At 62.4% G+C, this 25978-nt stretch carries 23 protein-coding genes; 8 read left to right on the forward strand and 15 right to left on the reverse strand.

Features of this window, described 5'->3' with window-relative positions; translation table 11 throughout:
• Window positions 1–102: 102 nt before the first annotated feature.
• The 3 genes from V7E26_RS04435 (at window position 103) to V7E26_RS04445 (ending at window position 4585) form a co-directional block, all read left to right on the forward strand.
• On the forward strand, window positions 103–3048 hold the full coding sequence (locus V7E26_RS04435) for an ATP-binding protein (protein WP_324413871.1): 2946 nt from the start codon (window positions 103–105) through the stop codon (window positions 3046–3048).
• 145 nt (window positions 3049–3193) lie between these two features.
• Window positions 3194–3613: a hypothetical protein gene (locus tag V7E26_RS04440; protein ID WP_324413873.1), complete on the forward strand. Its 420-nt coding sequence runs from the start codon at window positions 3194–3196 to the stop codon at window positions 3611–3613.
• Window positions 3614–3850: 237 nt separating this feature from the next.
• The gene (locus tag V7E26_RS04445) at window positions 3851–4585 is read left to right on the forward strand and encodes a Crp/Fnr family transcriptional regulator (RefSeq protein ID WP_324413930.1); all 735 of its coding nucleotides are present in this window, start codon (window positions 3851–3853) and stop codon (window positions 4583–4585) included.
• 40 nt (window positions 4586–4625) lie between these two features.
• On the opposite strand, the gene V7E26_RS04450 is transcribed toward V7E26_RS04445, so the two are convergent.
• From V7E26_RS04450 to V7E26_RS04515, 14 genes are all read right to left on the reverse strand, one after another.
• A complete protein-coding gene (locus V7E26_RS04450; protein WP_324413874.1) occupies window positions 4626–5288 on the reverse strand; it encodes an ATP-binding cassette domain-containing protein in 663 nt (220 codons plus the stop codon).
• The gene (locus V7E26_RS04455; RefSeq protein WP_324413876.1) at window positions 5285–6031 is read right to left on the reverse strand and encodes an ABC transporter ATP-binding protein; all 747 of its coding nucleotides are present in this window, start codon (window positions 6029–6031) and stop codon (window positions 5285–5287) included. The genes V7E26_RS04450 and V7E26_RS04455 overlap by 4 nt, the downstream gene beginning before the upstream one ends.
• On the reverse strand, window positions 6028–7017 hold the full coding sequence (locus tag V7E26_RS04460; RefSeq protein WP_324413878.1) for a branched-chain amino acid ABC transporter permease: 990 nt from the start codon (window positions 7015–7017) through the stop codon (window positions 6028–6030). The genes V7E26_RS04455 and V7E26_RS04460 overlap by 4 nt, the downstream gene beginning before the upstream one ends.
• Entirely contained in the window at window positions 7017–7913 is an 897-nt protein-coding gene (locus tag V7E26_RS04465; RefSeq protein ID WP_324413880.1) for a branched-chain amino acid ABC transporter permease, read from the reverse strand. The genes V7E26_RS04460 and V7E26_RS04465 overlap by 1 nt, the downstream gene beginning before the upstream one ends.
• A gap of 89 nt (window positions 7914–8002) precedes the next feature.
• Window positions 8003–9244, reverse strand: coding sequence for an ABC transporter substrate-binding protein (locus V7E26_RS04470; protein ID WP_442893353.1), 1242 nt, complete (start codon window positions 9242–9244; stop codon window positions 8003–8005).
• A 236-nt stretch (window positions 9245–9480) separates the two neighbouring features.
• Window positions 9481–10167: a cyclase family protein gene (locus V7E26_RS04475; RefSeq protein ID WP_324413884.1), complete on the reverse strand. Its 687-nt coding sequence runs from the start codon at window positions 10165–10167 to the stop codon at window positions 9481–9483.
• 34 nt (window positions 10168–10201) lie between these two features.
• Complete coding sequence (locus V7E26_RS04480; RefSeq protein WP_324413886.1) at window positions 10202–11491, reverse strand: TRAP transporter large permease; 1290 nt, start codon at window positions 11489–11491, stop codon at window positions 10202–10204.
• Window positions 11492–11496: 5 nt separating this feature from the next.
• A complete protein-coding gene (locus tag V7E26_RS04485) occupies window positions 11497–11985 on the reverse strand; it encodes a TRAP transporter small permease (RefSeq protein ID WP_324413888.1) in 489 nt (162 codons plus the stop codon).
• 120 nt (window positions 11986–12105) lie between these two features.
• Entirely contained in the window at window positions 12106–13107 is a 1002-nt protein-coding gene (locus V7E26_RS04490) for a TRAP transporter substrate-binding protein (protein WP_324413890.1), read from the reverse strand.
• A 47-nt stretch (window positions 13108–13154) separates the two neighbouring features.
• Complete coding sequence (locus tag V7E26_RS04495; RefSeq protein ID WP_324413892.1) at window positions 13155–13898, reverse strand: GntR family transcriptional regulator; 744 nt, start codon at window positions 13896–13898, stop codon at window positions 13155–13157.
• A 79-nt stretch (window positions 13899–13977) separates the two neighbouring features.
• Window positions 13978–14706, reverse strand: a complete 729-nt coding sequence (locus V7E26_RS04500) for a molybdate ABC transporter substrate-binding protein (protein ID WP_324413894.1) — start codon at window positions 14704–14706, stop codon at window positions 13978–13980.
• A complete protein-coding gene (locus tag V7E26_RS04505; protein ID WP_324413896.1) occupies window positions 14706–16844 on the reverse strand; it encodes a xanthine dehydrogenase family protein molybdopterin-binding subunit in 2139 nt (712 codons plus the stop codon). The genes V7E26_RS04500 and V7E26_RS04505 overlap by 1 nt, the downstream gene beginning before the upstream one ends.
• Window positions 16841–17311, reverse strand: a complete 471-nt coding sequence (locus V7E26_RS04510; protein WP_324413898.1) for a (2Fe-2S)-binding protein — start codon at window positions 17309–17311, stop codon at window positions 16841–16843. Before V7E26_RS04510 ends, V7E26_RS04505 begins: the two co-directional genes overlap by 4 nt.
• 27 nt (window positions 17312–17338) lie before the next feature.
• Entirely contained in the window at window positions 17339–18319 is a 981-nt protein-coding gene (locus V7E26_RS04515) for a Bug family tripartite tricarboxylate transporter substrate binding protein (protein WP_324413900.1), read from the reverse strand.
• A gap of 174 nt (window positions 18320–18493) precedes the next feature.
• Between V7E26_RS04515 and V7E26_RS04520 the strand changes: the two genes are divergently transcribed.
• The 5 genes from V7E26_RS04520 to V7E26_RS04540 all read left to right on the forward strand — a co-directional run bounded on the left by V7E26_RS04520 (window position 18494) and on the right by V7E26_RS04540 (window position 24722).
• The gene (locus tag V7E26_RS04520) at window positions 18494–19558 is read left to right on the forward strand and encodes an extracellular solute-binding protein (RefSeq protein ID WP_324413902.1); all 1065 of its coding nucleotides are present in this window, start codon (window positions 18494–18496) and stop codon (window positions 19556–19558) included.
• A 5-nt stretch (window positions 19559–19563) separates the two neighbouring features.
• A complete protein-coding gene (locus V7E26_RS04525; RefSeq protein ID WP_324413904.1) occupies window positions 19564–20937 on the forward strand; it encodes an MmgE/PrpD family protein in 1374 nt (457 codons plus the stop codon).
• Window positions 20938–20943: 6 nt separating this feature from the next.
• Complete coding sequence (locus tag V7E26_RS04530) at window positions 20944–21696, forward strand: SDR family NAD(P)-dependent oxidoreductase (RefSeq protein ID WP_324413906.1); 753 nt, start codon at window positions 20944–20946, stop codon at window positions 21694–21696.
• A gap of 83 nt (window positions 21697–21779) precedes the next feature.
• On the forward strand, window positions 21780–23870 hold the full coding sequence (locus V7E26_RS04535) for a molybdopterin oxidoreductase family protein (protein ID WP_324413908.1): 2091 nt from the start codon (window positions 21780–21782) through the stop codon (window positions 23868–23870).
• 69 nt (window positions 23871–23939) lie between these two features.
• Window positions 23940–24722 (forward strand): enoyl-CoA hydratase/isomerase family protein, encoded by a 783-nt coding sequence (locus tag V7E26_RS04540; RefSeq protein WP_324413909.1) that lies wholly within the window; start codon window positions 23940–23942, stop codon window positions 24720–24722.
• A gap of 372 nt (window positions 24723–25094) precedes the next feature.
• On the opposite strand, the gene V7E26_RS04545 is transcribed toward V7E26_RS04540, so the two are convergent.
• A partial coding sequence (locus V7E26_RS04545; protein WP_324413910.1) for an IS630 family transposase occupies window positions 25095–25978 on the reverse strand: 884 nt, incomplete at its 5' end.

Here is a 25978-nt window from a genome sequence, read left to right on the forward strand (position 1 = left end):
GACCTGTTTTGCTCCGCATGCGGCGCGGCTGTCCCGAACCAGTCGACGGCGCCCCTGTCCGAAGCTCGAGGTCGTATCGCCGGTGAGCGGAAATTCCTCACCGTGCTCTGCTCGGACCTGCAGCGTTCGACCGATCTGATCTCGGAGCTCGATCCCGAAGAAGCGATATCCAGGCTCGAGCCGGCCTTGATCGCGATGCGCATGGCGGTTCGTCGCAACCGCGGGATCGTCAGCAAGGAGGGCGGCGACGGCCTGATCGCCCTGTTCGGCGCCCCGCACGCCGACGACAATCATGCCGTCATGGGCTGCCACGCAGCCATCGAACTCGTCCGGCGGATCAAGATGCTGGAAGATCCCGAGCTTCACGTGCGGGTTGGCCTTCATTCCGGCTATGTCGTTGCGCACGTCATCGAAGCCGACTTCTCGTCCATCTATGAGGCAGGCGGGCCGGCAGTCCATCTGGTGAAGCGGTTCGAAAGCGCGGCGAACGCTGGACAAATTCTCGCATCTGAATCCTGCCAGACCCTGGCGACCGGCGTCGTGACCTTCAAGGCCCTGCCTCCCAAGCGGATGGAAGGGTTTCCCGCGCCGTTGCCCTGTTACGAGGTCGTCGAAATCAGCGGTTTGAGCCGCTGGGGAGCCCGTTCGACGAACGGTCTTTCATCCTTCGTGGGCCGGAATGAACAGGTCGCGCAGCTGGAGCGCGCGGCGAAGGCAATCGGTTCTTCCGGGAAAATCGCCACGGTGGTGGGAACGGCGGGAATAGGGAAATCCCGGGTGGTCCATGAATTCGTGGCCACCTTGCGGCGACGCGATTGGCAGATCGTCGAAGCGGAGTGCAACCCGCTCGAGCAAGCCGTGTCATATGCGTTGCTGAAGAAGCTTCTTCAAAGCGCGCTGCAGGCAGGAAATCTCGATCTCGCCGATTGCGCAAGCCCGGGCCAAAATTCTGCTTCAGCTCATGCCGAGCTTTGGCCGGCGGCCCTCAGCTCCGTGCTGGACCAACCAGTCGGGGATCCGCGCTGGCATGGTCTGGAACCTTTGCTCAGGCGGCGTGTGATCATCGATGCCGTCAACAACGTACTCGATCGCGTAGCCGCGTCGCGCCCGACGGTATTGCTATTGGAAGATCTGCACTGGATTGACGGTCCAAGCGAGTCCGTCCTGGAGGCTTTGATGCCGCTTGTGGCAAACCGGCCGCTGCTGGTGTTGCTGACCTGGCGGACTGAATATGCGCCGCTCTGGCTCGACGGTCTGGATGTCCTGCGGATCTGGCTACGCTCGCTCGACGTGGTGTCGGCAAATGTCCTGCTCGATAATTTGCTCGGCAAAGCCGCCGACCTTGATGCGCTCAAGGCCCGCATCTTGCGGCACACCGGGCAGATCCCGCTCTTCATCGAGGAAGTCGCCCGCCAACTCATTAACCGCCGCGCGACCGGTGGCGCCGAATTATCCTGGGATGCGCTCGAAATCCCTCCAACCGTCCAGGGCGTGATCGCCTCGCGCATCGATCGCCTGTCGAAGGAAGACAAGGCGCTCCTGCAGCTCGCATCGGTTGTCGGGCCGCGCATATCGTCAACTCTGCTTGCCGCCGTGACCGAGATGCCGGTGGCGCAACTGCAAAGCCGGCTCTGGTCGCTGGAAATCCTGGATTTCCTGGAGGAGGCGCGGTCCGTCCCGTCGGTCGAGTATGTGTTCGCCCACGATCTCATCCGCGAGGTCGCCTACGAGTCTATCCTCCGCTCGCAGCGGGAAGTGCTGCATCGCCGGATCTTGACGGCCCTGGAAAAAACGTCGGCCGGCAGGGAGGAAGACGTTGCGGAGGCGCTCTGCCATCATGCGGTTAAGGCGCAGGACTGGAGCAAGGCCGACCGATACGGCCATCTGGCCGCGAGGAAGGCGTTCGCCAGATCGGCCTTCCGGGATGCCACAGAATATTTCAAGATCGCGATGGGCGCCGTGGACAAGCAGCAGGAATCGATCGTGCGCGAGCAGCGGGCGATTGACCTTCGCATCGAGGCGCGGCTCGCATTCGCGTCGTTTGGAAACATCCAGGAGTGGTTCGATCTTGGGCGCGATGGGGAGGAGCGGTCGAGAAAGATTGGTGATGAAGGACGCCGGCTCGCCTCCATCGCGATCAGGGCTGCGGCGCTGAATTTCTACGGCACGCCGTATGAGGCGATCACAGTGGCTGAGGAAGCCGTCGCTCTGGCCAATCAGATGAATAGCGGCCGCTGGCTCGCTTTTGTTGAATACGGTCTTGGCCAATCCTATTTCCTGGCCGGGCGGTATCGGGATGCCGAGCGACATCTCGCGAAGGCGACTGCGTTGCTCATCAAGGCGCCGGAAAACGTCCCCCCCGGAACGACGGGATCCAGCCTGCTTGTGCTTTGTTACATGATGGATGCCGTCGTTCACGCATGGTTGGGCGAATTCGATGAGGCCGAACGGTGCTCCGAAAGGGCGGCAATTCTGGCCGAGACGAATGGTCGCCCTTACGACGTGATCGCGGCCGACTACGGGCGCGGCATCGTGCTGTTGCTGCGCGGCGATCTTGAAGAAGCGGAAAGCGCCCTCGATCAGGCGTTACGCTGTTCGCGCGAAAGCGAAGCGCGCTTGTTCGGGCCCCTTATCATGACCGCGCTTGGCAATATCTACTCGCAGCAAGAGCGTCCAAGGCTCGCAACGGAGATATTGCTGCAGGCCAAGCATGAAGCCGATAACCTCGGCCACGAAACCAGCAAGGTCGCGGTGTCGGCTTATCTCGGGGCCGCCTATGCTCAGCTCGGCGATGTCCAGCACGGGTTGGCCGTTCTGCGTGCATGCCAGGCCAGCGCGCGGCAGAAAGGATATGCGGGGGTCGAGGCACTTGCGGCGGGTGCGGAGGCCAATATTCTCGCGTCACAGGGCGGGCACATGCGCGAGGAGGCCATGGCCTGTCTGGAGCGCACCATCGCCTTCACAGCCAATATCGAGGCGCTTCCCTTGCTCGGAGCGGCCAAGGAGATGCTGGCCCGGCTCTTGGCGGCTTCCTGCCCGGAGAGATGAAGGCCCAGCCATTTCGTCCCTCAAAAATGACTGTACAGCTAGAGCGTGCCAGGCCAGAACGCTCCAATTTCCCCGACATTTGACATAACATGGCACCGTTACGGCGGCCACGGAGGTCGTCACCGCATTTTTTTGGGAGCAGGAAATGGCCGGATTGACCTACAGCGGAAAATTCGAAGAACACATCAACGAATTGTATAGTCCAAAGAATATCAGCAAAACCGCGAAGAAATTCAAAGAGTACGAGAAGGAGAACGGTCCCTACGCATTCGGGAAGTTCACTAAATTCCTTGTGCCGAAAAAAGAAAACTGGAGCGACGAATCAGGCTCGACCGCAGGACACGACCGGTGGGAAAAGCACTCGGGCGCGATTCCCAAGGCCATTCGCGACAAGATTACTGAAGTTATCGCGACCAATCTGAGGTCTGCCAAACCGATGCCGCTGGTCCTGAAGGTAGGCGAGAATGTCGACGGTACACATGACCTGAAGGTTCGCCTCTTTGCCCACAACGGCCAGATGCACATTGGGCTTCACATGCTTTGTCCGAATTCGTCGCTCAAGTAACCTCCTTGCGGATTTGATTGGATTGGCCAGCAAGATCGTTGGATCTTGCTGGCTTTCTGCTGAGAACCGGCCTCTGGCCTGGACGTAGGACGAACCGGCCTTGGTTCTGCCGTTATGGGGGCATTGGTCTTGTTTTCCGCCGCCAAATCGCCGCGCCGGGGCGCTTTCGGGTTGAAAAGGCGGCCTGCCTTGATTACGGAAGAGCTTCAATTCCGTATTCCCTGGAGTTTGACTGTCGTGCCTCAGCATAGGACCGGTGAAGCTCACGGATTTCCGAACGGCAAGCTGTCGGTGCTGCGCAAGCACCCGTTTTTTGCCGACCTCGAGCCCGAGGCCTTCGATCAGCTCTGCCGCTACGCCAAGCACTCAACATTGAAGCGAGGCGCCACGCTGTTCTCCAAGGGAGACCCCGGCAACAGCCTGTACGCGGTGATTTCGGGCACGGTGAAGATGAGCATTTCATCGCCCGATGGCCGCAGCGCGATCCTGAACATCATCGAGCCCGGGGAGATCTTCGGCGAAATCGCGTTGCTCGACGGCGGCGCTCGCTCGGCCGACGCCATCGCAAACTCCAACTGTGAGCTGTTCGTCATTGACAGGCGCGAATTCATCCCATTCGTGAAGGAGCAGCCGGCGCTGGCGATGAAGTTCATCGAATTGCTTTGTGAGCGGCTGCGGTGGACCAGCGACCAGGTCGAGCAGATCATCCTGCAGAATCTGCCCGGACGGCTCGCGAGTGCGCTGCTTCGCCTGTCCGAAAAGCATAAGCCTGCGCAGCCCGGTCGAACCATCGCGATCACCCAGCAGGAGATCAGCGAGATGGTCGGCATGACCCGCGAAAGCATCAACAAGCAGTTGCGTGCGTGGGCGACCCGCGACTGGGTGCGTCTCGAGCACGGTGCCATCGTCGTGCTGAATGCCGAGGTGCTTCGTGATCTCGCCGAAGCGGGAGCCGGTGGCGAAGGCGACTGAGCGGATATGCAGGTCGCGAAGCGGGCCAGCCCGGAGCTGATTAAGCTACGGGGTTGGCGCCGCGTTCGATCGTGAATTCCATGTCAACCAGGCCACGCGAGTGGTTCAGATCCGATTGCGACATCAGCAAGGTCAGATCTTTCCCCTTGAGTGATGCAAGCACCTCCGACAGCCGTTCCGAAAGCGCCGGCGCGATGCCTTCGAACGGTTCGTCAAGCAGCAGGCACTTGGTGCCAATGGCAAGCGCGCGGCCGAGCGCTACCAGCTTTTGCTGTCCGCCGCTCAGCAGTAGCGCCTTGCGCTGCCGCATCTCGGTGAGTTCGCCGATCACTTCATAGACGAAGTCCAGCCGGGTCTTGCGGTCGAGGTGCTCCGCGACCCACAACGGCAACATGATGTTTTCCTCGACCGTCAACTGAGGCACCAGGCAGCGATCTTCCGGCATGTAACCGATCCCGAGCGCCGCGCGCGCATGGCGAGGACGGGACGAGAGGTCGCCGCCTTCGAACCGCATCGCGCCTCTGACCGGCGTGAGGTGCCCCATGATTGAACGCATCAGTGTCGTCTTGCCGGCCCCGTTGCGGCCCACCAGACTTACCATGGCGCCCTTTGCGACGTGCATGGAAAAGCCGCGCAACGCCGGCATCGACTGAATCTCGACGACAAGATCGTCGATTGCGAGCAGTGGCGCCGCCGCGTTCATCGCACGCCTCCGGTAACATAGCGGCGGACTTCCTGATTGTTCAGCACGTCGGCGGGGACGCCGTCGGCCAGCACCCGGCCTTGATAGAACGCCACCACGCGATCGGCGTAGCGGCTGACGATTTCCATGTCGTGCTCGACAAATACGATGGTCGCTGCGTCGGGCGCAACGGCGTGGATGACGCGGTCCATGGTCTTGAATTTTTCTTCCGCCGATACGCCGGAGGTCGGTTCATCCAGCAGCAGCAGTTTTGGACGGCGCACCAATGCCATGGCGATGTCGATCAGTTTGCGCACGCCGCCCGCAAGCTCCGAGATCGGGCGATCGGCCAGGTCGGCGAGGCCAAAGCGTTGCAGCAATTCGACCGCCTTGTCACGGCGGCCTTGGGCCTCGGCGGGCGCTCGGAGTGACATCCGCGTGCCGATGCCGGAAATTGCCACGGTGAGATTTTCGGCGGCCGTGAGCTCGACGAACAATTGTGGAATCTGGAAGGAGCGGGAGATGCCAAGCCGGGCGACGCTTCGCGGCGTGCGGCTGCCGATGTCCATCCCGTCGAGCAGGATCGTTCCACTGTCGGGTTTGAGATAGCCGGTGACCATGTTGACGAAGGTGGTCTTGCCGGCGCCGTTGGCGCCGATCAGGCTGATTTTCTGGCCGGCAGGTATATCGAGGGTGAGCGCATCGGCTGCAATCACCGCGCCAAAGCGCTTCTCAAGCCCGCGTACCGACAGAACCGGATTCATGGCGCGGCTCCACGCTCGGCGGCGAGGGGAGCCGGGGCCGGAACGCTCCGTTTGCGCCGATCTCTGATCCAGAGCGAGCCGATGCCGCGCGGCAGAAATAGAATGACGCCGAGGAGGAAGACGCCAAGCACGAGCTGCCAGGTATTGGGCAAATAGAGGTTTGAGAACGAACGGACCAGCTCCAGCGCCATCGAGGCGACGAAGACGGCAGCCACGCTCTTGTTGCCGGCAAGCACCGCCACAAAGACGAATTCGCCCGACGTGGTCCAGTATGCGAATTGCGGATCGATATGCCGCTGCGCCATCAGGGCAAAGGCGCCGCTGGCGCCGGCGAAGACCGCGGCGATCAGGAAGTTGATCGATATGATCCGGTTGGCCGAGAGGCCGAGATATTCGACCCGCAGATTGTTTTCACGCACCGCAAGACTGGCGAGACCAAATTCGGATCGGAACAGGATGGTCGCCGCGATGCCGGCAAATCCGGTCACGATGACCGAGACGGCGTACAGCATGAAGTCGGCCTCGCGCGGATCGGCGAAGCTCATGCCGAACAGGCTTGGCCGTCCAACGTTGAACCCGTCGGAGCCGCCAAGTGCGGTCGTTTTCACCAGTGCGCCGTAAAACACCATCGATAGTGCCAATGTCAGCATGCCGAAGAAAATCCCGCTGTAGCGCGCGATCAACGGCCCGATGACCAGGCCGAGCAGGCCGCCGCAAGCCGCGCCGATGATCACCTGCGCCACCGCGTCGGTGAGACCCCAGCTATTGGCGATCAGCGCCACCCCGTAGCCGCCGGCGGCAAAGAACAGGCCCTGGCCGAACGACACATTGCCGGTGCGCGCCAGCACGACGATGCCAAGGGCGATCAGCGCGTTGGAGGCAGCAACGGTCGCGAGCGACAAGGTCCAGGTCGGCAGCGCGCGGCCGGCCAGCGTCACCGCAACGACAAGGCCGACCATGGCCAGGGGATGCAGGCCCTTCCTCATCAAATCCGCCTTGCCGTCTCGCGTTTGAACAGGCCCTCGGGCCGAACCATGAGCACCGCGGCCATGATCAAATAGATCATGAACAATTCCGCCTGCGGCATCAGATGCACCGAAGCTGCGCGCGCCAGCCCAACCAGGACAGCGCCGATTGCCGCGCCCTCGATGCTGCCCAGCCCGCCAATCACGACGATTGCGAAGCTGAGGATGATGACGTCGGAACTGAGACCGGGCTGCATCGATATCTTCGGAGCGGTGAGGGCGCCGGCGAGGGCCGCAAGCAGAACGCCGAACGCAAAGGCGACCGCATAGACGCGATTGACGCGCACGCCCATGCTTACGCTCATTTCCTCGTTGTGGATCACGGCCAGAACGATCTTGCCGATCACCGTGCGATTGAGACCGAACCAGATCGCAAAACCGATAACGGCCGAAATCGGGATCAGCACCAAATCGTAGCCGACGTAATACAATCCGGCGAATTCGAGATTGCCAAACAGTTCATATGGCTGGGTGGCGTAGATCGGGTTGACGCCCCAGATCAGCTTGGTGACGTCCTCGAGGATCAGGAACACGGCGTAGGTCACCAGCAGCAGCACCACCTCATCGCGGCCGTAGAACATTTTCAGAAGGCCGCGTTCCAGCAGCAGCCCGACGGCGGAGGCAATCAGCGCCACCGAGAGCAGCATGGCGACGAAACCAACAGCCGGGGAAAGGCCGCGTGCCGCCACCATGGTTACCGCGGTCGCCGCAATGTAGGCGCCGAGGGCATAGAAGCTGCCATGGGCGATGTTGAGGATCTTCAATACGCCGAATACCAGCGTCATGCCGAGGGCGACGATGAACAGCCACGAGGCCTGAATCAGACCATCGAGAATGATCGTCAGAACGAAATTCATGGCGGAGGGGTCACGCGGGTCATCGGTGGACGTGAAACGGCGGCGCGGAGCACGCGCCGCCGTAAGTGCTTATTGAATGCCAGCACAGCCTAATTGCACTTGGCGCCCTGCATGCCGCCCTTGATCCAGTCGATCGCCTTCACGCCCGGGGGCGGGTTGACGCATTCGGCAGCGAAATACTGGATATCGACCAGGTCGACCCGCTTCAGGTCCGGATTATATTTGGTGCGGCTGAAGGCGATCGGCTGGATCGCCTGATGTCCATCGGCGAGCTTCATCTGAATGAGGCCGCCGGGCGATTGCCACTCCAGGCCGGTCATTGCCGCGACCATCTCGTCGGTCGAGGGCTTCTTGCCGCCGTTCTTGGCCATCGCCTTCTCGACCGCGGCCTTCAATCCCAGAATCGCCTGTGTCATGCGATAGGAGGCCTGCACCGGATAGACGCCGTTGGCGGCTTCGTAGCCCTTGAACAGCCAATCATTCAGCGGCGACTTCTGCGACATCAGGCCATAGGCGCCACGCGCGCCGATGATTGTGCCGTCAGGCATCTTGTCGCCGAGCGGCGGCAGCACGTGATCGGCGGCGCTGAACACGAGTTGGCTGCGCTTCGGCAAGCCTCGAGGAGCCGACTGCAGGACGAACGCCTGCAGATCGCCGCCCCACAGGCTCGAATAGACCACATCGGAGCCGGCGCCCACCAGCGCGGAGATTTCGGTGCCATATTGGCCCGCGCCGAATTTCGGTAGCAGATCGGTCTGAAGCTTGACGCCTGGATAGAGCTGTTCGGCTGCCGCCACGAAGTCGGCCCGGCTATCCTGACCCCAAGCATAGTCCTGGTTGATTGCCGAAAGCGTGGCCATCTTGATATTTTTGGCCTTCATGTACCTGATGAGGCCGACGTTATCCATCGTGGCGTGGGCCGCGGTGCGGAACACATAATTGTACTTTGATTCCTCGAAGATGCGCGGCGTGCCGCAATCCATCAGCACCAGCATCTTTTTCAATTCCTCGGCGATCGGCGCGACTGCAAGGCAATCCCCGGAGCCGATATAGCCCAGCACGACGTCGACATTGTCGCGCTGATAGAGATTGCGCAATTCCTGCACCTGCTTGGTGGCGCCGCCGTTTTCGTCGATGATGACAGGCTCGACCTTCATGCCGCCGAACCCGACCTTCTCGTAAGGCGAGGGGGCTGCACCCTTGTTCAGTTGATCGATGACGAATTGCGCGCCGTTGCGGGCAGGGACGCCAAAACTGTCCGCCGCCGGCCCGGACAGGAACGTCACAATACCGAGCTTGAAGGTGTCCTGGGCAGACGCCGGCGTGGCCAAGGCCAACGCCGATGCAATGATCACAGCACGATTAGCCCGCCGAAAACGGTCCATAATTCCCTCCCTCATGTAGGCGGCTGCTTCCGCCTGATTATCCCGCGCCATTTTGCAGGGCGTCGGCCTCATTGGGGGGACTTTAGGCAAGGTTTCGCAACGCGTCCATACACGCCACGCAGAGGGCAGGAGCGGTCAGGCGGGCCCGGCGAAGATGTCGCAGCAGGTCGGCACCGCTTCCGTCACATATCAAACACCGCCACCGCGCGGATCGGCGAGGCCGTTCCGCCGCGCCACTTCATCGGCAGGCCAATGAAGGTGAACTGGCCGTTCCCCAGCAGCGCCTCGAGATTGCACAGGCTCTCGATATGGGTGATGTCAAGCTCGAGGCAGGCCTTGTGAACAAGGGCATTTACCTTGCCCTCCGGGCCCGGCCGCATCGAATCGATGCCGAAATGCACGATGCCCCGCTGCGCCAGCCACTCGGTGGCCGCGACGTTCACGCCGGAATTGTCGGTCGAATATTCCTTGTGGGGGAATGTTCGTTCATGATGACCGGTGCAGAGCAGGACGGTGCCGCCTTTCGGCACCGGCACCCCGGCCTTCGCCACCGCGGCTTCGAGATCGGCAGGCGTAATCTCGGCGCGCGGCGCGATGTGGCGCAGATCGATGCAGATGCCCGGCACGATGCATTTTTCCAGCGGGTACTGGTCGATGGATATGCCGTCCTTGCCGAAATGCCTGGGCGCGTCGATATGGGTACCGGCGTGGTCCACCATGGAGATGAACATCGAGGCCAGCCCGTGCACATTGCCCGACTCCACAAAGGATTCCTCGTGGGTCTTCCAGACGCCGTGCATGACCGGCGGATGACCGGGATAGCTCGGCGTGCGGTGATAAAGCTCCCGGCTGAGGTCGACGATCTTCAAGCAAAATCTCCCCGCCGCAACCTGCGGCGCATGACTAGAATCCGAACATCCTTGGCAGCGCCAATGAAAGCCAGGGCACGTAGGTGACGATCATCAGTACCGTAAACATCACGTAGTAGAATGGCCAGATGCCGCGCATCACCTCGTCGACTGAAACCTTGCCGATGGCGCATCCGACGAACAGCGTGGTTCCGACCGGCGGCGTCAAGAGGCCGATACCGAGATTGAGCAGCATGACGATGCCGAAATGCACGGGATCGATGCCAAAACTCTTCACGACCGGAAGCAGGATCGGGGTGCAGATCAGCAGCAGGGGCGCGAGGTCGAGCGCCGTGCCGAGGATCAGCAGCATGATGTTCAGCCACATCAGCAGCACGTATTTGTTGCTGGAGATGGCGACGAAGAATTCGGTCATCTTCGCCGGCATCTGCATCAGCGCAGCGACATAGCCGAAGCACGATGCGGTCGCCACCAGCGTCAGCACCATCGCCACGGTCTGCAGCGTCTTGTAGACCAGCAGCGGCAGCTCGGACCATTTGTAGTCGCGATAGATGAACATGGTGACGAAGAAAGCCCACACGCAGGCCACCGCGCCGGCCTCGATCGGCGTGAAGACGCCGGTGAGAATGCCGCCGAGAACAATGACCAGCGTCACGATGCCCCAGACGGCATCGCCGAGCATCCTGACCGCTTGCCGGATCGGCACCGGTTCCCCCTTCGGATGCTTGTCGCGATAGGCATAGAACAGGCAGAGCACCATCAGCGAAAAGCCGAGCAGCAGTCCGGGAAGCACGCCCGCCAGGAACAGGCTGGTAATCGACACCACGCCACCGGTCGCCAGGGAATAGATCACCGAGTTGTGGCTCGGGGGGACGATGATCGCTTGCAGCGAAGCGCTGATGGTCACATTGGTTGCGAACACCCGCGGATAGCCCTTTTCAGCCATCTGCGGGATCATCACCGAGCCGATCGCGGAGGTGTCGGCGACCGACGATCCGGAGATTCCGCTCATGATCGTGGTCGCGAGGATATTGACCTGCGAGAGGCCGCCCCGGATGCGCGTGAATCCGACGACCACGGCCGCAAAGTCGACCAGCCTCTTGGCCATGCCGCCTTCGGCCATGATGGCGCCTGCCAGCACAAAGAAGGGGATGGTCAGCATCGAAACTTTGCCCACGCCACTGGCAAATTGCTGCATGACCGCGCCGACCGGCAAGTCGATCCAGAGCGCGCCGACGAGCGCCGAAAGCGCCAGCGCATAGGCGATCGGCATTCCGATCGCGAAGAACAAGCACATGCTGAGAAGCAGGACCGCGATATCCATGGCAGTTACTCGACCGGTACGTGGGCGTCAGCGCCGTCGCGCGGGGGCGGCCCAATCGTCAGGCGCTCGATGACGAACAGGAGCATCATGGCGCCGCTGACCACGATGGGGAGGTAGGTGACGCCGACCGAAAGCCACGGAAATTCATCCACCGAGTTTTCCCAGGTGGTCTGAACCAGCCGCATTCCCCAAATGACCATGAAGATCGCAATCACGCCCATCAGTATTTCACTGAGCAACAGCGCGGCGCGGCGCAGTAACGGAGGCAGCAGGTCGGTGCCTACGGTCATGTTCATGTGGATGCGCTGGCGATAGCAGTTGGCCGAACCGATGAAGGTGATGCCGACCGTCAGCAGCACGGCCATCGGCTCGGGCCACGACGAGGCGCTGTTGAGAACATATCGGGTGTAAACGGCCCACGGGATCACCGCCGAGACCAGCACGAGCGCCACGCACGCGACGCCGGCGCCGGTCCAGTAAACCGCATCGTTCACACGCCGGAAGACTCCAGCCGCAGAATGGGACATTTTGACCTCGAAGGATCCCGCAGGAAGTGTCGACAAGCGTGGCCGGAGCGAGCAGAGCCCGGCCACGCCTTACTCGCGAGCCGCGTCCTACTGGACCGCCTCGATGCGCTTGACCATCGCGGCATACTTCGCGCCGTACTTGTCCCACACCGGCTTGACGGCATCCTGGAACGGCTTCTTGTCGATGTCGGTGATGATCTCGGTGCCGGACGCCTTCATTTTTGCGATCGCGGCGTTCTCCGCCTCATACCAGAGCACCCGCTGCTCCTGCTGCGCTTCCTTGGCGAGTTTCTTGATCAGTGCCTGATCTTCCGGCGACAGCTTCTGCCAGGAGATGCGCGAAAACACCAGCAGCTCCGGAATGATCAGGTGTTCGGTCATCGTGAAATACTTCGCCACCTGGTTATGGTTCTGCGCCACGAAGGACGGTGCATTATTCTCCGCGCCGTCAACGACGCCGGTCTGCATCGAGCTGAATACCTGGTCGAAGCCGAGCGCGACGCCGTTGCCGCCCAGCGCGTTCATGGTGTCGACGAACAGCGGATTGCCCATCATGCGGACTTTGAGGCCCTTGAGGTCGGCCATCGACTTGATCGGCCGCTTGTTGTTGTAGACATTGCGCGAGCCGGCATTCATCCAGCACAGCGCGATCAGGCCGGTCTTTTCATTCGCGGAGATCTTCGCCAGCAATTCGTCGCCGATCTCGCCGTCGATGACCTTCTCCATATGTTTCGAGTTGCGGAAGACGAACGGCATGTTGAAGACGTTGACGTCATCCACCACCGGGCCGACGGCGCCCACCGAAATGCGCGCGATCTGCAGTGCGCCAAGCTGGGCCTGCTCGATCATTTCCTTTTCGCCACCGAGTTGCATCGAGGGGAACATCTGGATCGTCAGCCGGCCGTTGGTGGCGGCTTCCAGCTTCTTGCCCATCCGGACGACCGCTTCGACCGTCGGATAGCCGAGCGGATGCACGTCTGATGCTTTCAGCACCATTTTGGTTTGCGCAAATGCGGATGACAACGGCGTCGTGGCCGTCAGGGCTGCGCCGAGTCCAGCGCCCAGCTTGATGAAGTCGCGACGTTTCATGGTGTTCTCCCTCCTGATGTTTGTTTATCGTTGTGGATCGTCCAGTTCTACGGTTGCTCGTCGAAGTACTCCGGATTGATGTGTCGGGTAGCCGAGATGTTATCGAGAAGGCTTTCGAGGTGGTTTTCCATCGCCCGCCTCGCAGCCTCGGCGTCATGCGCCTCGATCGCGGTCAATACGGCTTCGTGCTCGATGATCACCTTTGCGATGCGTCCGCGTTGGGGCAGGGTCAGCAGGCGATAGCGATCGACGTGAACCTTCACCTGCTGGATATACTTCCAGATGCCAGGATAGCCGGCGACATCGGCGACGGCGGCATGAAACATTTCATCGGCCTGGTGGAATGTGTCGCTGTCTCCTGCCGCGCTGGCTTCGCGCTGACGCTCCAGGATCGACCGTAGCGCCAATATCTGGCTCGATGTCGCACGCTCTGCAGCCAGCCGTGCGGTGGTCTCCTCCAGTGCCTTGCGGATGATGATGGCCTCGGGGAGTGCCGCGACCGGAATGCGCGAGACGAAGATGCCGGACTGCGGATAGATCTCCAGCAGCCCTTCATCCGATAGTCTGAGGATGGCTTCGCGAACCGGAGTACGGCTCACCCCGTAGGAGAGTGCGATCTCCGTCTCCGAGACGGCTTCGCCCGGGCGACGGTGCAGCGACAACAACTCCGCCCGCAGTTCAGAATAGATTTTGGACGCCGCTGTTGCCGCACGCGGCCTGCCGCTGCGGCGTGCACCGGCGGCAATTCGGCGAACCGTTGGTTCCGTCTTTTTCGGAGCGCGGGCGGGCATTTGTTTCCTCGATTGATATATTAGTATATGAAGAGCTTTGACAATCGGAATCGTGCCACGCTCCAGCTCTAGTCCTGTTTTATGTGGGCGCGCGCTGGCCTGGCTGTGGCTCACTCATGAAGCCGGCACGTTTGCGCTGCTCATGCTGTCCGGCGCCGATCAGCAGGTCGATCAGTTCCCGAGCCTGTTGCGGGTGGGAGGCGGCGGTCGTGATGCCTGCCGTGTACATCGTCGCCAGTTCAAAGCCGGTCGGCAGGGCACCGGACAATTTTACGCCCTTTGTGCTGATGATTTCGGTCGATTGCGTGCAGCCGAGCGGGCGCCGCGCGTCGGATGCCGCGAGTTCGCTCATCGCTGTCGCGCCGCTCGGGAAGATCCTGAGACGGGCGGCGACTTCCTCGGCGATGCCGAGCTGCTGAAGCACTTTTGCAACGTGAATTCCGGCGGTCGATGCCTTGGTATCGGGCACGAAGATCGCATCGGAAGCCAGCAAGGCTGCGCGCAGGCCCGCAGCATCCCTGGCTGTCACTTCCGGGTCGGCGGTACGGACGGCGAGGGCGGTTTCGACCAGGCCGACGTCCGCGATCGTGGCAGCGACGACCAGTTTTTCCTCTGCGAGTTCGGCCAGGAGCGCCGCGGTCAGGATGACGATGTCGGCCGGCGATCCCCTGCGCAGTTTGTCGGCCATGATGCCGACCGCGCCGAAATCGCCTGCAATGTCGAAGCCGGTCAGGTCCTTGAAGGCCGGCGTCAGGCTGGCGACCAGGCCATGAGCAGCGCCGCCGCTCAGGATGTTCAGGCTCTTCATCAGGTCGCTTCCATCGCAGCGATGATCCGCTCGCGCGTAATCGGCAAGTCACGTACCCGCACGCCGAGCATGTCGAATACCGCGTTCGCTATCGCCGCCGTGACCGGGCCGTGGGCGGCCTCGCCGGCGCCGACCGGATCGATCTCGGGCCGCTGAATAAGCTCGACCTCGACCTCAGGCACTTCGCTGAAGCGCAGGATCGGATAGTCCGTCCAGCCCGTGCTGGTGATCCGCTGCCGGTCGAAGCGAACGCGCTCCTTCAATACCCAGCTCGTGGCCTGGATGGCGCCGCCTTCGACCTGATTGATGACGCCGTCCGGATTGATCGCTTCGCCGACATCGACGGCCAGCGTCAGTTTCCTGACCCGAATATCCTCCGCGCTTTCGATCTCGGCGACCGCGGCGCAATAGGCGCCGGTGTTCTTGTAGCGGCCAAAGCCGATGCCGTAGCCGATGCCGGGCCGCTTCTCAGGCTTCCAGCCGGCGCGGGCGGCGGCGGTGCGGATGACGTCCTTTGCCCGCTCATCCCGCAAATGGCGCAGCCGGAACGCGACCGGGTCCTCGCCGCGCTCCGCCGCGATTTCATCGAGCATCGATTCGATCGCAAACACGTTGCCCTGCCCGCCAAGGGTACGTAGCGCGGAGGTGCGGATCGGCATCGTCGTCAGGCGATGGCATTGGACGTGCCAGGACGGAAAATCATAGAGCGGCACCGAATTGCGATCGCTGCCCCCGCCAGTCGCCTGCGGCGGATTGGTCGAGACCATCCGTGGAAACGGGTTCTCCAGTTCAAAGCCTGCGAGCAAGGCCGGTTGGGCGGCGCGGCCCGGCCGTGCCACATGGCCATTGCCCCAGATGGCGTGGCGCCAGCCGATGATCTCACCCTGCGCATCGAGTTCGGCCTCGATCTCGATCGCCATCGCAGCGCCGAACGGCCCATCGGACATTTCGCCCTGTCGCGACCATTGGACCCGAACCGGCCGCCCGCCGGCGGCCCTGGCGAGCAGCACGGCATCGAGCGCGACGTCGTCGGCAGCATTGTGCCCGTAGCAGCCCGCGCCTTCCATATGCTCTACCGTAATGTCTTCGACCGGCTGCTTCAGAACCAGCGCCAGATCGGCGCGCAGCAGATAGACGCCCTGGCTGTGGGTCCAGACATGAACGCGATTGCCGTCCCATTGCGCAATCGCACAGGATGGCGCGATCGATGCATGCGCAATATAGGGCCGGGTATATTGCCGCCGGATCGTACGTGCGACTGTGCCCGATGATGTGGTGGTCTTCTTGCTGATGTCAGTGGATTCGCACGGCTGCGCCCTGAGGAAATTGGCGAGGTCGTTTTCATCCGGCAGCGGCTCGCCGTCGGACCATGTTGCGCCCTTGCGCAACGCAGCGAGGGCGGCCTCCGCGCCATGCTCGGTTTCGGCGATGACGCCTGCGAAACTGCCGTCCCGTACTAGTGCGACGAAACTTGCGGCCGCACGAGCGCCATCTTCCTTCAGTCCGACGAGCCTGGCGCGGGCGTTCTCCGGACGGAGCACGCGGCCATGCAGCATTCCCGCTATCGTGTGGTCGTGGATGAAGCGCGGGCGCGCGAATACCTTGTCCGGGATATCAATGCGGGCAACCGAATTGCCGGCCAGTGCGCGACGGGTCGCGATCTTCGGCGCTACGCCGGGTGTGGCATCGCGGTCGAGCGAGATTTCCTCAGCCAACTCCCAGTAGCTCGTCGTTACGTTGCCGGGCCCTGAAATGGTGCCGTCCACGATGTCGAGCGCATCGACATCGACGCCCAGCCGTTCGGCAGCTTGCTCGAGGAATATCTGGCGCACCTCGGCGCAGGCATGGCGCAGCGCGCGGCCGGATTGCTGGATCGAAAGGCTGCCCGATGTAACGCCTTCGTTGGGGCTTCGCGCCGTCGATGCGCGGACCATCTGCACGCGAGACAGGTCGATATCGAGTTCATCCGCGGCGATCTGCGCCAGCGCCGTCACGATGCCTTGCCCGATCTCGACCTTTCCGGGCGAGATCGCCACCTGTCCATTGCTGGAGAATTTCATCCAGGCCGACAGTCTCGGGTTCGCCGCAAGGTTCACCGGAAGTGAGGGCGGGGAGGAGGCGGGCACCTGCTGGCTCATCCTGCCGCCACCTCTTCCGCGGCGCGGAGCACCGCGCGCACCATTCGGTTCTGCGAACCGCAGCGGCAGAGGTTGCGGTCGAGCGCTTCCTTCACCTCCTGTTTGGTCGGCGACGGATTGCGTTTCAGCAATGCCGCCGCGCTCATCAGGATGCCGGGGACGCAATAGCCGCATTGCAGCGCCTGCTCCGTGATGAAGGCGCGCTGCAGCGGATGCGGTTGCTCGCTCGTTCCCAGCCCCTCGATGGTGGTGACGTCCTTGTCGGCCACCGACCATAGCGGCGTATCGCAGGCGGAGACCGCGCGGTCGCCGACCATCACATTGCAGGCGCCGCACTCGCCGGCGCCGCAGCCGAAATGCGCCCCGGTCATGCCGAACTTCCCGCGCAGAATGTCCAGCAATGACCGGTCGGGGTCGGCCTCAACGTCCTGCTCGACGCCGTTGAGGCGAAATCGAACGCTCGGCATCGAGGATGAACCCTCTCTCGTGGCTTCTTATTGCGGCTGCTTGTCGAATTTCTTGACCACTTCCGCCCATTTCACAATATCGCCGCGCAGGAATTTGTCGAATTCTTCTGCGTTCATCGACATCGGAACGACGCCTTGTTGGGACCACAGTTTGACGATGTCCGACCGCTTCACGATATCGTTCACGGCGGCGTTGATCTTGTCGATGATCGGCTTTGGCGTGCCCGCAGGCGCCATCAAGCCGAGCCAGATGGTGGCCTCATAGCCGGGAACGCCGGCCTCGTTCACCGTCGGTACGTTAGGCAGTACCGTTGAACGCGACTTGCCGGTCGTCGCCAGCGCGCGCACCTGATTTTCGGCGATGTTGGGAGCCATCGCTGGAAGGGCGTCGATCATCATCTGGACCTGACCACCAATCACGCCGCTGCGAGCCTCGCCGCTGTTGCGATAGGGCACATGCAACACATCGATGCCGGCCATGGCTTTGAACAGTTCGCCCGCCATGTGATACGGCGTGCCCTGGCCCGACGAGGCGTAGTTCAATTTGCCCGGCTGCGATTTGGCTAGCGCAATGAATTCCTGCAGGGTCTTGGCCTGGACGGAAGGGTGAACGACGATCACGAGGTCGGAGTAGTTGATCGGCGCGATCGGCGCGAGGTCGCGCATCAGTTCATATTTGCGTTGCGGGACCAGCGATTCATTCGCGGTCTGGGTGTTCGACATCATCAGCAGCGTATAGCCATCGGGCGGCGACTTCGCGACTTCCTGCGTGCCGATCACCCCGCCCGCGCCGGTGCGGTTTTCGATCACGAAGGGCTGGCCGAAGCTTTCCTGCAGGATGCTGCCGATCTGGCGCGCGGTGACGTCGGCGGGCCCGCCGGCGCCGAACGGAACGATCACCTTCACCGGCCGGGAGGGATAGTCCTGCGCCTGCGCACCAGTCAGCGATGTCGCGAGCAGCGCTGCAGCAAGAGCCAATATGATCCTTATGATCTTTGGGCCCGTCATTTCTTCCATCCCCGACGCTTGTTTTATTTATTTCCGCAAGTTTAGCTGCAATAAGAACACGCTGTCGACGAAAGACTGGCTGCGCGATATTGGAATAAAAGATAATCTCGGGTGTAACGGACCGAGCAGGAGCGAGCCCGAAGAAGGCTCGACAAACGACGATTGGGAGCGCCAATGAAGAACTCGATCTCGCGACGCAACGTACTTCAGGGCGCCGGCGCCGTTTTCGCAAGCGCAGCATTTTCCACGCGAGTCATCGCCGCTGCCCCGCCGCCGGAAGCGGTGACGCCGGCCTTGATCGAGGCGGCGAAGAAGGAAGGCAAGGTCATCTACTACACCTCGACCGATCTGCCGGTCGCGGAGAAACTGGCCAAAGCTTTCGAGGCGAAATATCCGGGCATCGCGGTGCGGGTCGAGCGCACCGGCGCGGAGCGCGTGTTCCAGCGCATCGGCCAGGAATATTCCAGCAACATCCATGCCGTCGACGTCGTGAACTCATCGGATGCCGCGCATTTCATCGTCTGGAAGCGCGACGGCATTCTGGCGCCGTACGTGCCGGAGGACGTCGCGAAATATTATCCGGCCGAGCACAAGGATCCAGACGGCCAGTTTGCCAGCTTTCGCGTCTGGCTCAGCATCATCGCCTACAACACCAACCTCGTGAAAGCGGATGACGCTCCGAAGAGTTTTAACGATCTGCTCGATCCGAAATGGAAGGGCAAGATCGTCAAGGCGCACCCGGGCTACAGCGGCACCATCATGACGGCGACGTATCAGATGCAGCGCGACCTCGGCTGGGGCTATTTCGAAAAGCTCGCCAAGCAGAACATCATGCAGGTGCAGTCATCGGCTGATCCGCCGAAGAAGCTCGATCTCGGCGAGCGCGCGGTGATGGCCGACGGCAACGAATACAACATCTTCCAGATGAAGGAGGCCGGGCGGCCGGTCGAGCCGGTTTATGCCGCCGAGGGGTCGCCGCTGATCATCGGTCCGAATGGCATTTTCAAGGATGCACCGAACCCCAATGCAGCACGGCTGTTCCAGTCGTTCAGCCTCGGCCGGGAAGCGCAGCAACTCATCATCGACGTCGGCGGCCTCCGCTCGGTGCATTCGCAAGCGGTCGAAAAGGCCGGCCGCACGCCGCTCAAGGACATCAAGACGATGAAGGATGATGCCGCGGCGGTCGAGAAGGAAAGCGAGGCCATCAAGGCGCGCTACACCAAAATCTTCCGCGTTTGACCGCTATGGCTTCTGGGCTTCCTGAGACCTCGGTCGCCGAAACGCTTGCCGCAAAGATCGTCGCACTCAAGGCCGGCGCATTGCCGGCTGTGACGACGCGCAAGTGCGAGGATCTGCTGATCGACGTGGTCGGCCTGTGCGTCACCGCGCGCAACGGGGACTACATCGCAAGCGCACTGGCCGGCTGCGACGATGATGGCCCGTGCACGGCGATCGGCCACCAGCGCACGCTGACTGCGGCGGGCGCGGCCTTCGTCAACGGCACCGCGGCCCATGGCGAGGATTTCGACGACACCTTCGAGGGCGGCCCGGTGCATGCCGGTGCCGTGATCGTGCCGGCGGTGCTAGCTGCCTGCGAGCGGCATAATCCCGATGGCCGCATGGCGCTGACGGGTATCGCAGTCGGCAGCGAAGTGCTGTGCCGTCTCAGTCTCGTGGTGCCGAAGGCCGTTCACAAGGCCGGCTTTCATCCGACCGCGATCTTCGGCGCGGTGGGCGCGGCGGCCGGGGTCGGTGCAGCGCTCGGCCTGAACGCGAAGCAGATCGTTGACGCGCTCGGTGTCGCCGGCAGCATGGCGGGCGGCATCATCGAATATCTCGCGGAGGGTGCCTGGACCAAGCGGCTCCATGCCGGCTGGGCGGCGCAGTCGGGCCTTCGCGCGGCGCTGTTGGCGCGGGGAGGGTTCGTCGGACCCCGGACGGTGTTCGAGGGTGTCCACGGCCTGTTCCATGGCTTCGCGCACACCGCCGACGGCGACTTTGAAGCTCTGACCGGCGATTTCGGCACGCGCTGGGTAACTGACACGCTGGCGTTCAAGCCCTATCCGTGCGGGACCATGGCGCAGCCCTATATCGATTGCGCGCGCCGGCTCGCCGCGCGCGGCATCAAGGCAGAAGATGTCGTCGAGATCGTCTGTGAGGTGGCGGAGGGAACGGTGCACCGGCTGTGGGAGCCGCTCGCCGACAAGCGGCGTCCGCCGAACGGCTATGCCGCCAAATTCGCCGTCCCCTATCTGCTGGCCACAGGCTTCGTGCATGGCGGCGTCGGGCTCGGCGCATTCACGGAAAGCGCCGTTCGCGACGAGCGCGTGCTGGCGCTTGCGGCCAGGGTGAAATACGTCATCGATCCGGATAATCCCTATCCGAACAATTACACCGGCCACGTCCGCGCCACCCTCCGCGATGGCAGCGTTGTCGAGGAGCGACAGCCATATCTGCGCGGCGGCGCGCAAGAGCCGTTGACGCGACAGGATGTGATCGACAAGTTCAGGCTCAATGCCGAACATGGCGGCTGGAGCGCGGCGCGAAGCGATGCTGCGCTGCAGCTGATGACGAAACTGTATGAGGGACGAATCGATCTCTCTTCATTGCGCGGATAGCAACTCATGACCAGGGAATTCTCCGGCAAGGTAGCCGTCGTCACCGGCGCGGGGCGCAACATCGGCCGGGCGATTGCGCTGACACTGGCTGAAGGCGGAGCCTCTGTGGTGGTGAACGCGCGAAGCAATCGTGCCGAGGCTGAAGCCGTTGCCCGTGAGATCGAGGCCGGAGGCGGCAGGGCGATCGTTCATATCGGCGACGTCGCCGATGTCGCCGGGGTGCAGGCGATGGCCGACGCCGCCGTGAAGCGTTTCAGCCGCATCGATATCCTCGTCAACAACGCCGCATTGCGACGCGAAAAATCATTCGCCGATATGGACTATGCCGAGTGGCGCGAAATCCTCGACGTGACCCTCGATGGCACGTTCCACTGCGTGAAGGCCTGCCTGCCGGCGCTGCGAAAGTCAGGCGCAGGTACCATCGTCAACATCGGTGGCCTCAGCGCGCATACCGGCGCCAAGAACCGCGCCCATGTGGTGACGGCCAAGGCCGGTATCATCGGCTTCACCCGCGCGCTGGCCCACGATCTGGCTGACGACGGCATTACCGTCAACTGCGTGGTTCCAGGCCTGATCGGCACGCCGCGGCCAAAGGACAAGCCGGAGCCCGCGCACCATCTCACCCATAATACCATCACCGGCAACCGGGGCCTGCCGGAGGACGTTGCTGCAGCGGTGCGTTTTCTGTGTGGGCCGGGCGCGCGCTATATCAACGGGCAGGCGATCCACACCAATGGCGGCGCCTATTTGGGCGCCTGATGCATGGCCAGCGGCCGTTTTTGCAGGTGCATGGCCGGACAATGCCTCTCGGCGATTACAGCATTTGATGGTACCTAATATCCATGAACCAGCACGCCAAGGTCGATATCCGCCATTCCACCTGTCCGCACGATTGTCCGTCGGCCTGCGCGCTCGATGTCGAGGTCATCGACGGCCGTTCGATCGGCCGCGTCCGTGGTTCCAAGGTGCAGACCTACACGGCGGGCGTCGTCTGCGCCAAGGTCGCGCGCTACGCCGAGCGCATTCATCATCCCGACCGGCTGCTCCATCCGATGCGCCGCACCGGACCGAAAGGATCCGGCCGGTTTTCGCGGATATCCTGGGACGACGCGCTCGATGAAATCGCCGCGCGCTTCGATCAGGCCGAGCGCGAATTCGGCGCGCAATCCGTCTGGCCCTACTACTACGCCGGTACGATGGGGCTCGTCATGCGCGACGGCATCAATCGCCTGTCGCACGTGAAGAAGTATTCGCGCTATTACGGCACCATCTGCGCGACGATCGCGCGCATCGGGTTTGCCATCGGAACCGGCAAGGTCGCCGGCGTCGACCCTCGCGAGATGGGCGTCTCCGATCTCGTCGTGATCTGGGGCACCAATCCGGTGAATACCCAGGTCAACGTGATGACGCATGCCTCGCGCGCGCGCAAAGAGCGCGGCGCGAAAATCGCGGTCATCGATATCTACAACAACGACACGATGAAGCAGGCGGATATCAAGATACTGCTCCGGCCTGGCACCGATGGCGCCTTTGCTTGCGGCGTCATGCATGTGCTGTTCCGCGAGGGATACGCGGATCGCGCCTATATGGATCGCTACACCGATTGCCCCGACGAACTCGAGGCGCATCTGGCAACCCGTACACCGGAATGGGCCTCGAGGATTTCGGGCGTACCGGTCGAGGAGATCGAGGCGTTCGCGCGCCTGGTCGGCCAGACCAAACGCTCGTTCTTCCGCCTCGGTTACGGCTTTACCCGCAGCCGAAACGGCGCGGCGCAGATGCATGCGGCGCTGTGCATCCCGGCGGTGACCGGAGCCTGGCAATACGAAGGTGGTGGGGCCTTCTTCAACAATATGTCGATCTGGAAGTTCGACGAATCCATCATCGAGGGGCACGACGCCATCGATCGCACGACGCGCTGGCTCGATCAGTCGCAGATCGGGCGTATCCTGACCGGCGACGCTGAGGCCCTGAAGGGCGGACCGCCCGTCAAGGCGATGCTGATCCAGAATACCAACCCGATGACGGTCGCGCCCGAACAGGCGCTGGTGCGAACGGGCTTTGCCCGCGAAGACCTGTTCATGGTGGTGCATGAGCAGTTCATGACCGAGACGGCTGTCATGGCCGATATCGTGCTGCCGGCGACCATGTTCATGGAGCACGATGACGTCTACTATGGCGGTGGCCACCAGCATATTTCGGTTGGGCCCAAGCTGATCGACCCTCCGGGCGAATGCCGCTCCAACCATGAAGTCCTGCAGGGCCTCGGCCGACGCCTCAATGCCGTGCATCCCGCATTTGAGATGACGCCGCGCGAACTGATTGACGCGACATTGAAGAAGAGCGGCCACGGCGATATCGAAACGCTGGAAGCCGACCTCTGGCGCGACATCCAGCCGGATTTTCGCACCTCGCATTACCTCGACGGCTTTGCGCACGCCGACAGGAAATTCCACTTCAAGGCCGATTGGGCGCACCCTCCCGTCGGTACCCCCGGCCTGGGGGCCTGGGACCAGATGCCGTCGCTGCCGGACCACTGGACCATTATCGAGGAGGCGGATGAGGCCCATCCGTTCCGCCTCGCAACGTCGCCATCGCGCAGCTACCTCAACACCAGTTTCAACGAAACGCCGGGATCGCAGGCGCGCGAAGGCGCGCCAACGGTGATGATGCATCCGCAGGACGCCGCAGCCCTTTCGATCTCCGACGGCGATGCCGTGACGCTCGGCAATATGCGCGGCGAAACCACGCTGACCGCAAAATTGTTCGACGGCGTGCGGCGAGGCGTCCTGATTGCCGAGTCCATTCATCCCAACAAGGCACATATCGGCGGCCGCGGCATCAACATGCTGACAGGCGCCGAACAGGTTGCCCCCTGCGGTGGCGCTGCGTTCCATGACAACAAGGTCTGGGCGAAGAAGGCCGTCGCGTAATTCCTGCTTGCAGTTCTCGGCCGTCCTGCCGCAAATGCTCGGAAATCAAGGGCGAGCAGGAGAGGAACAATGACCGACACGAGCAGCGTGATACGCGAAAAGCGCGGGCAGGCGTTCTGGATCACCATCAACCGGCCCGACAAGCGCAATGCCATCAACGCCGACGTCGTGGCCGGCATCGCGCGCGGCTATCGCGAGGCGCATGACGACAAGGATGTCCGCGTCATCGTGCTGACGGGCGCCGGCGACAAGGCGTTCTGCGCCGGCGCGGATCTGCAGAACAGCGGCGCCGCCTTTGCGATGGATTTTTCCAGGCCGAACGTCGACTACGCCGACCTGTTGCGGCTGGCGCAGAACGCCACCAAACCGGCGATCGCGCGAGTAGGCGGCGTCTGCATGGCGGGTGGCATGGGCCTGCTGTGCATGACCGACATGGCGGTCGCCGCCGATCACGTCATCTTCGGCCTGCCCGAGGTGAAGGTCGGCGTGTTCCCGATGCAGGTGTTGAGCCTGCTGCAATCGATCGCGCCGAGGCGGCTCGTCAGCGAATGGTCGCTGACCGGCGAGCCGTTCGACGCAAGGACCGCCAAGGAGGCGGGCCTGCTGAATTACGTGGTGCCGGCCGCCGAGCTCGACGCCAAGGTCGACTGGCTGGTCAGCCGTATCGTCGACAAGTCGCCGACCGCTATCCGCCGCGGCAAATATGCGATGCGGGCGATCGCCTCGATGTCGTTCGACGAAAGCATCGCCTACACCGAGAGCCAGATCGCATTGCTGGCGATGACGGAAGACGCCAAGGAAGGACTCAAGGCTTTCGGCGAAAAGCGCAAACCTGTATGGACGGGCAAATAATCCGATGGAGTGCAGTGCCAGAACATCAAACTTTATGCGTAGTAAGCTTGGGAGGATTGGACGATAGAGGGCTCTCGGCCATCGATGGCCGAACAGGCTGAGCTACTGGTCTCGAAGGTCCGGATATATATGGCTGGCTTCAGCAAGTGAGTGGCCGTGGATAAATATTGAGGCTGCGCGGAGAGCTGAATTCCATCCGGGATCAGGTTGTTCCGGAAGTCACTTGCTAGCCAATAACACCCTGGACGCCGCCCCGCGGTGATTGTTGCAGTTCGCGCTCGGCTGCAACACGCGATACAAGCATGATGTTGGTTCCGGTGACGCATGTGCAGGTCGAACTTTTCCTGCCTGGAAATGTAACCTAGTGGTTCATCACCGTGATTTTGACTCTTTGGCGCCAACTGGATAGGCGCGGCCGAGTTTGGCGCGGGCTTTGTCGGTTGTGAACATCCATTTGATGCGGTCTCGCGCTTGATTTCGCTGCCGTTGCCACGCTGCGATCTCGTTGCGGAGCCATTTGGGATCGTCGATGCGGCGGCCGAGACACTGGCGCTGCAGCACGCTGATCTCGCACTCGACCATATTGAGCCAACTGGCGTGCTTCGGGGTGAAGTGGAATTCGAGGCGGCGCAGGATGCGCCGGGCCTCGGCGGGCGCGAAGGCCTCATACAGCGCCCCAGGCTTGTGGATCGACAAATTGTCCTGCACGACACGGATGCAGGCGGCGTCGGGATAATGGACGTCGACGAGTTCCCGCATGCAGTGCGCGTAGTCCACGGCGGCGCGACGGTCGGTAACCTTGACGTTGCGCCAGCCCCGATGCGGGTCGAAGGTGACGAAGAGATTGACGGTGCCGTTGCGGCGATACTCGTAATCGTAGCGCTCGCGCTGTCCCGGTCGGGCCGGGATCGGCTGGCGCACCTCGCCGATCAGTTGGACGGGGGTCTCGTCGAAGCAGACCAGCGGCCGGTCGGGATCCGGCGTTTCGGCGTAGAGATCGAGCACGTCCTCCATGCGGGCGACGTATTCGCCATCGACATGGGGAATGCACCACATGTCCCTGCGCCACGGCTTGAGATCGTTCTCGGCCAGCCGGCGGCGCACGGTTTCGCCCGACAGGCTGTCGTGATCGGTGAGTTTGACCATCGTGTCGGCCAGCAGCGTCAGCGTCCAGCGTTTGCGGCCAGCGGGCGGCTTGGCGCATGCCGTCGCCACCAGCAGGGCCTCCTCCTTGCCGGTCAGCTTGCGCTCTGCGC

The sequence above is a fragment of the Bradyrhizobium sp. genome (assembly GCF_036735945.1).
In the GTDB taxonomy this organism is placed as follows: Bacteria; Pseudomonadota; Alphaproteobacteria; order Rhizobiales; family Xanthobacteraceae; genus Bradyrhizobium.

Coding starts and splice junctions, on each gene's coding strand:
- V7E26_RS04515 (WP_324413900.1), bottom strand. CDS start 18,319: ATGACGGGCCCAAAGATCATAAGGATCATATTGGCTCTTGCTGCAGCG.
- V7E26_RS04480 (WP_324413886.1), bottom strand. CDS start 11,491: ATGGATATCGCGGTCCTGCTTCTCAGCATGTGCTTGTTCTTCGCGATC.
- V7E26_RS04500 (WP_324413894.1), bottom strand. CDS start 14,706: ATGAAGAGCCTGAACATCCTGAGCGGCGGCGCTGCTCATGGCCTGGTC.
- V7E26_RS04540 (WP_324413909.1), top strand. CDS start 23,940: ATGACCGACACGAGCAGCGTGATACGCGAAAAGCGCGGGCAGGCGTTC.
- V7E26_RS04525 (WP_324413904.1), top strand. CDS start 19,564: ATGGCTTCTGGGCTTCCTGAGACCTCGGTCGCCGAAACGCTTGCCGCA.
- V7E26_RS04520 (WP_324413902.1), top strand. CDS start 18,494: ATGAAGAACTCGATCTCGCGACGCAACGTACTTCAGGGCGCCGGCGCC.
- V7E26_RS04530 (WP_324413906.1), top strand. CDS start 20,944: ATGACCAGGGAATTCTCCGGCAAGGTAGCCGTCGTCACCGGCGCGGGG.
- V7E26_RS04450 (WP_324413874.1), bottom strand. CDS start 5,288: ATGAACGCGGCGGCGCCACTGCTCGCAATCGACGATCTTGTCGTCGAG.
- V7E26_RS04440 (WP_324413873.1), top strand. CDS start 3,194: ATGGCCGGATTGACCTACAGCGGAAAATTCGAAGAACACATCAACGAA.
- V7E26_RS04505 (WP_324413896.1), bottom strand. CDS start 16,844: ATGAGCCAGCAGGTGCCCGCCTCCTCCCCGCCCTCACTTCCGGTGAAC.
- V7E26_RS04490 (WP_324413890.1), bottom strand. CDS start 13,107: ATGAAACGTCGCGACTTCATCAAGCTGGGCGCTGGACTCGGCGCAGCC.
- V7E26_RS04465 (WP_324413880.1), bottom strand. CDS start 7,913: ATGAATTTCGTTCTGACGATCATTCTCGATGGTCTGATTCAGGCCTCG.
- V7E26_RS04510 (WP_324413898.1), bottom strand. CDS start 17,311: ATGCCGAGCGTTCGATTTCGCCTCAACGGCGTCGAGCAGGACGTTGAG.
- V7E26_RS04455 (WP_324413876.1), bottom strand. CDS start 6,031: ATGAATCCGGTTCTGTCGGTACGCGGGCTTGAGAAGCGCTTTGGCGCG.
- V7E26_RS04495 (WP_324413892.1), bottom strand. CDS start 13,898: ATGCCCGCCCGCGCTCCGAAAAAGACGGAACCAACGGTTCGCCGAATT.
- V7E26_RS04535 (WP_324413908.1), top strand. CDS start 21,780: ATGAACCAGCACGCCAAGGTCGATATCCGCCATTCCACCTGTCCGCAC.
- V7E26_RS04460 (WP_324413878.1), bottom strand. CDS start 7,017: ATGAGGAAGGGCCTGCATCCCCTGGCCATGGTCGGCCTTGTCGTTGCG.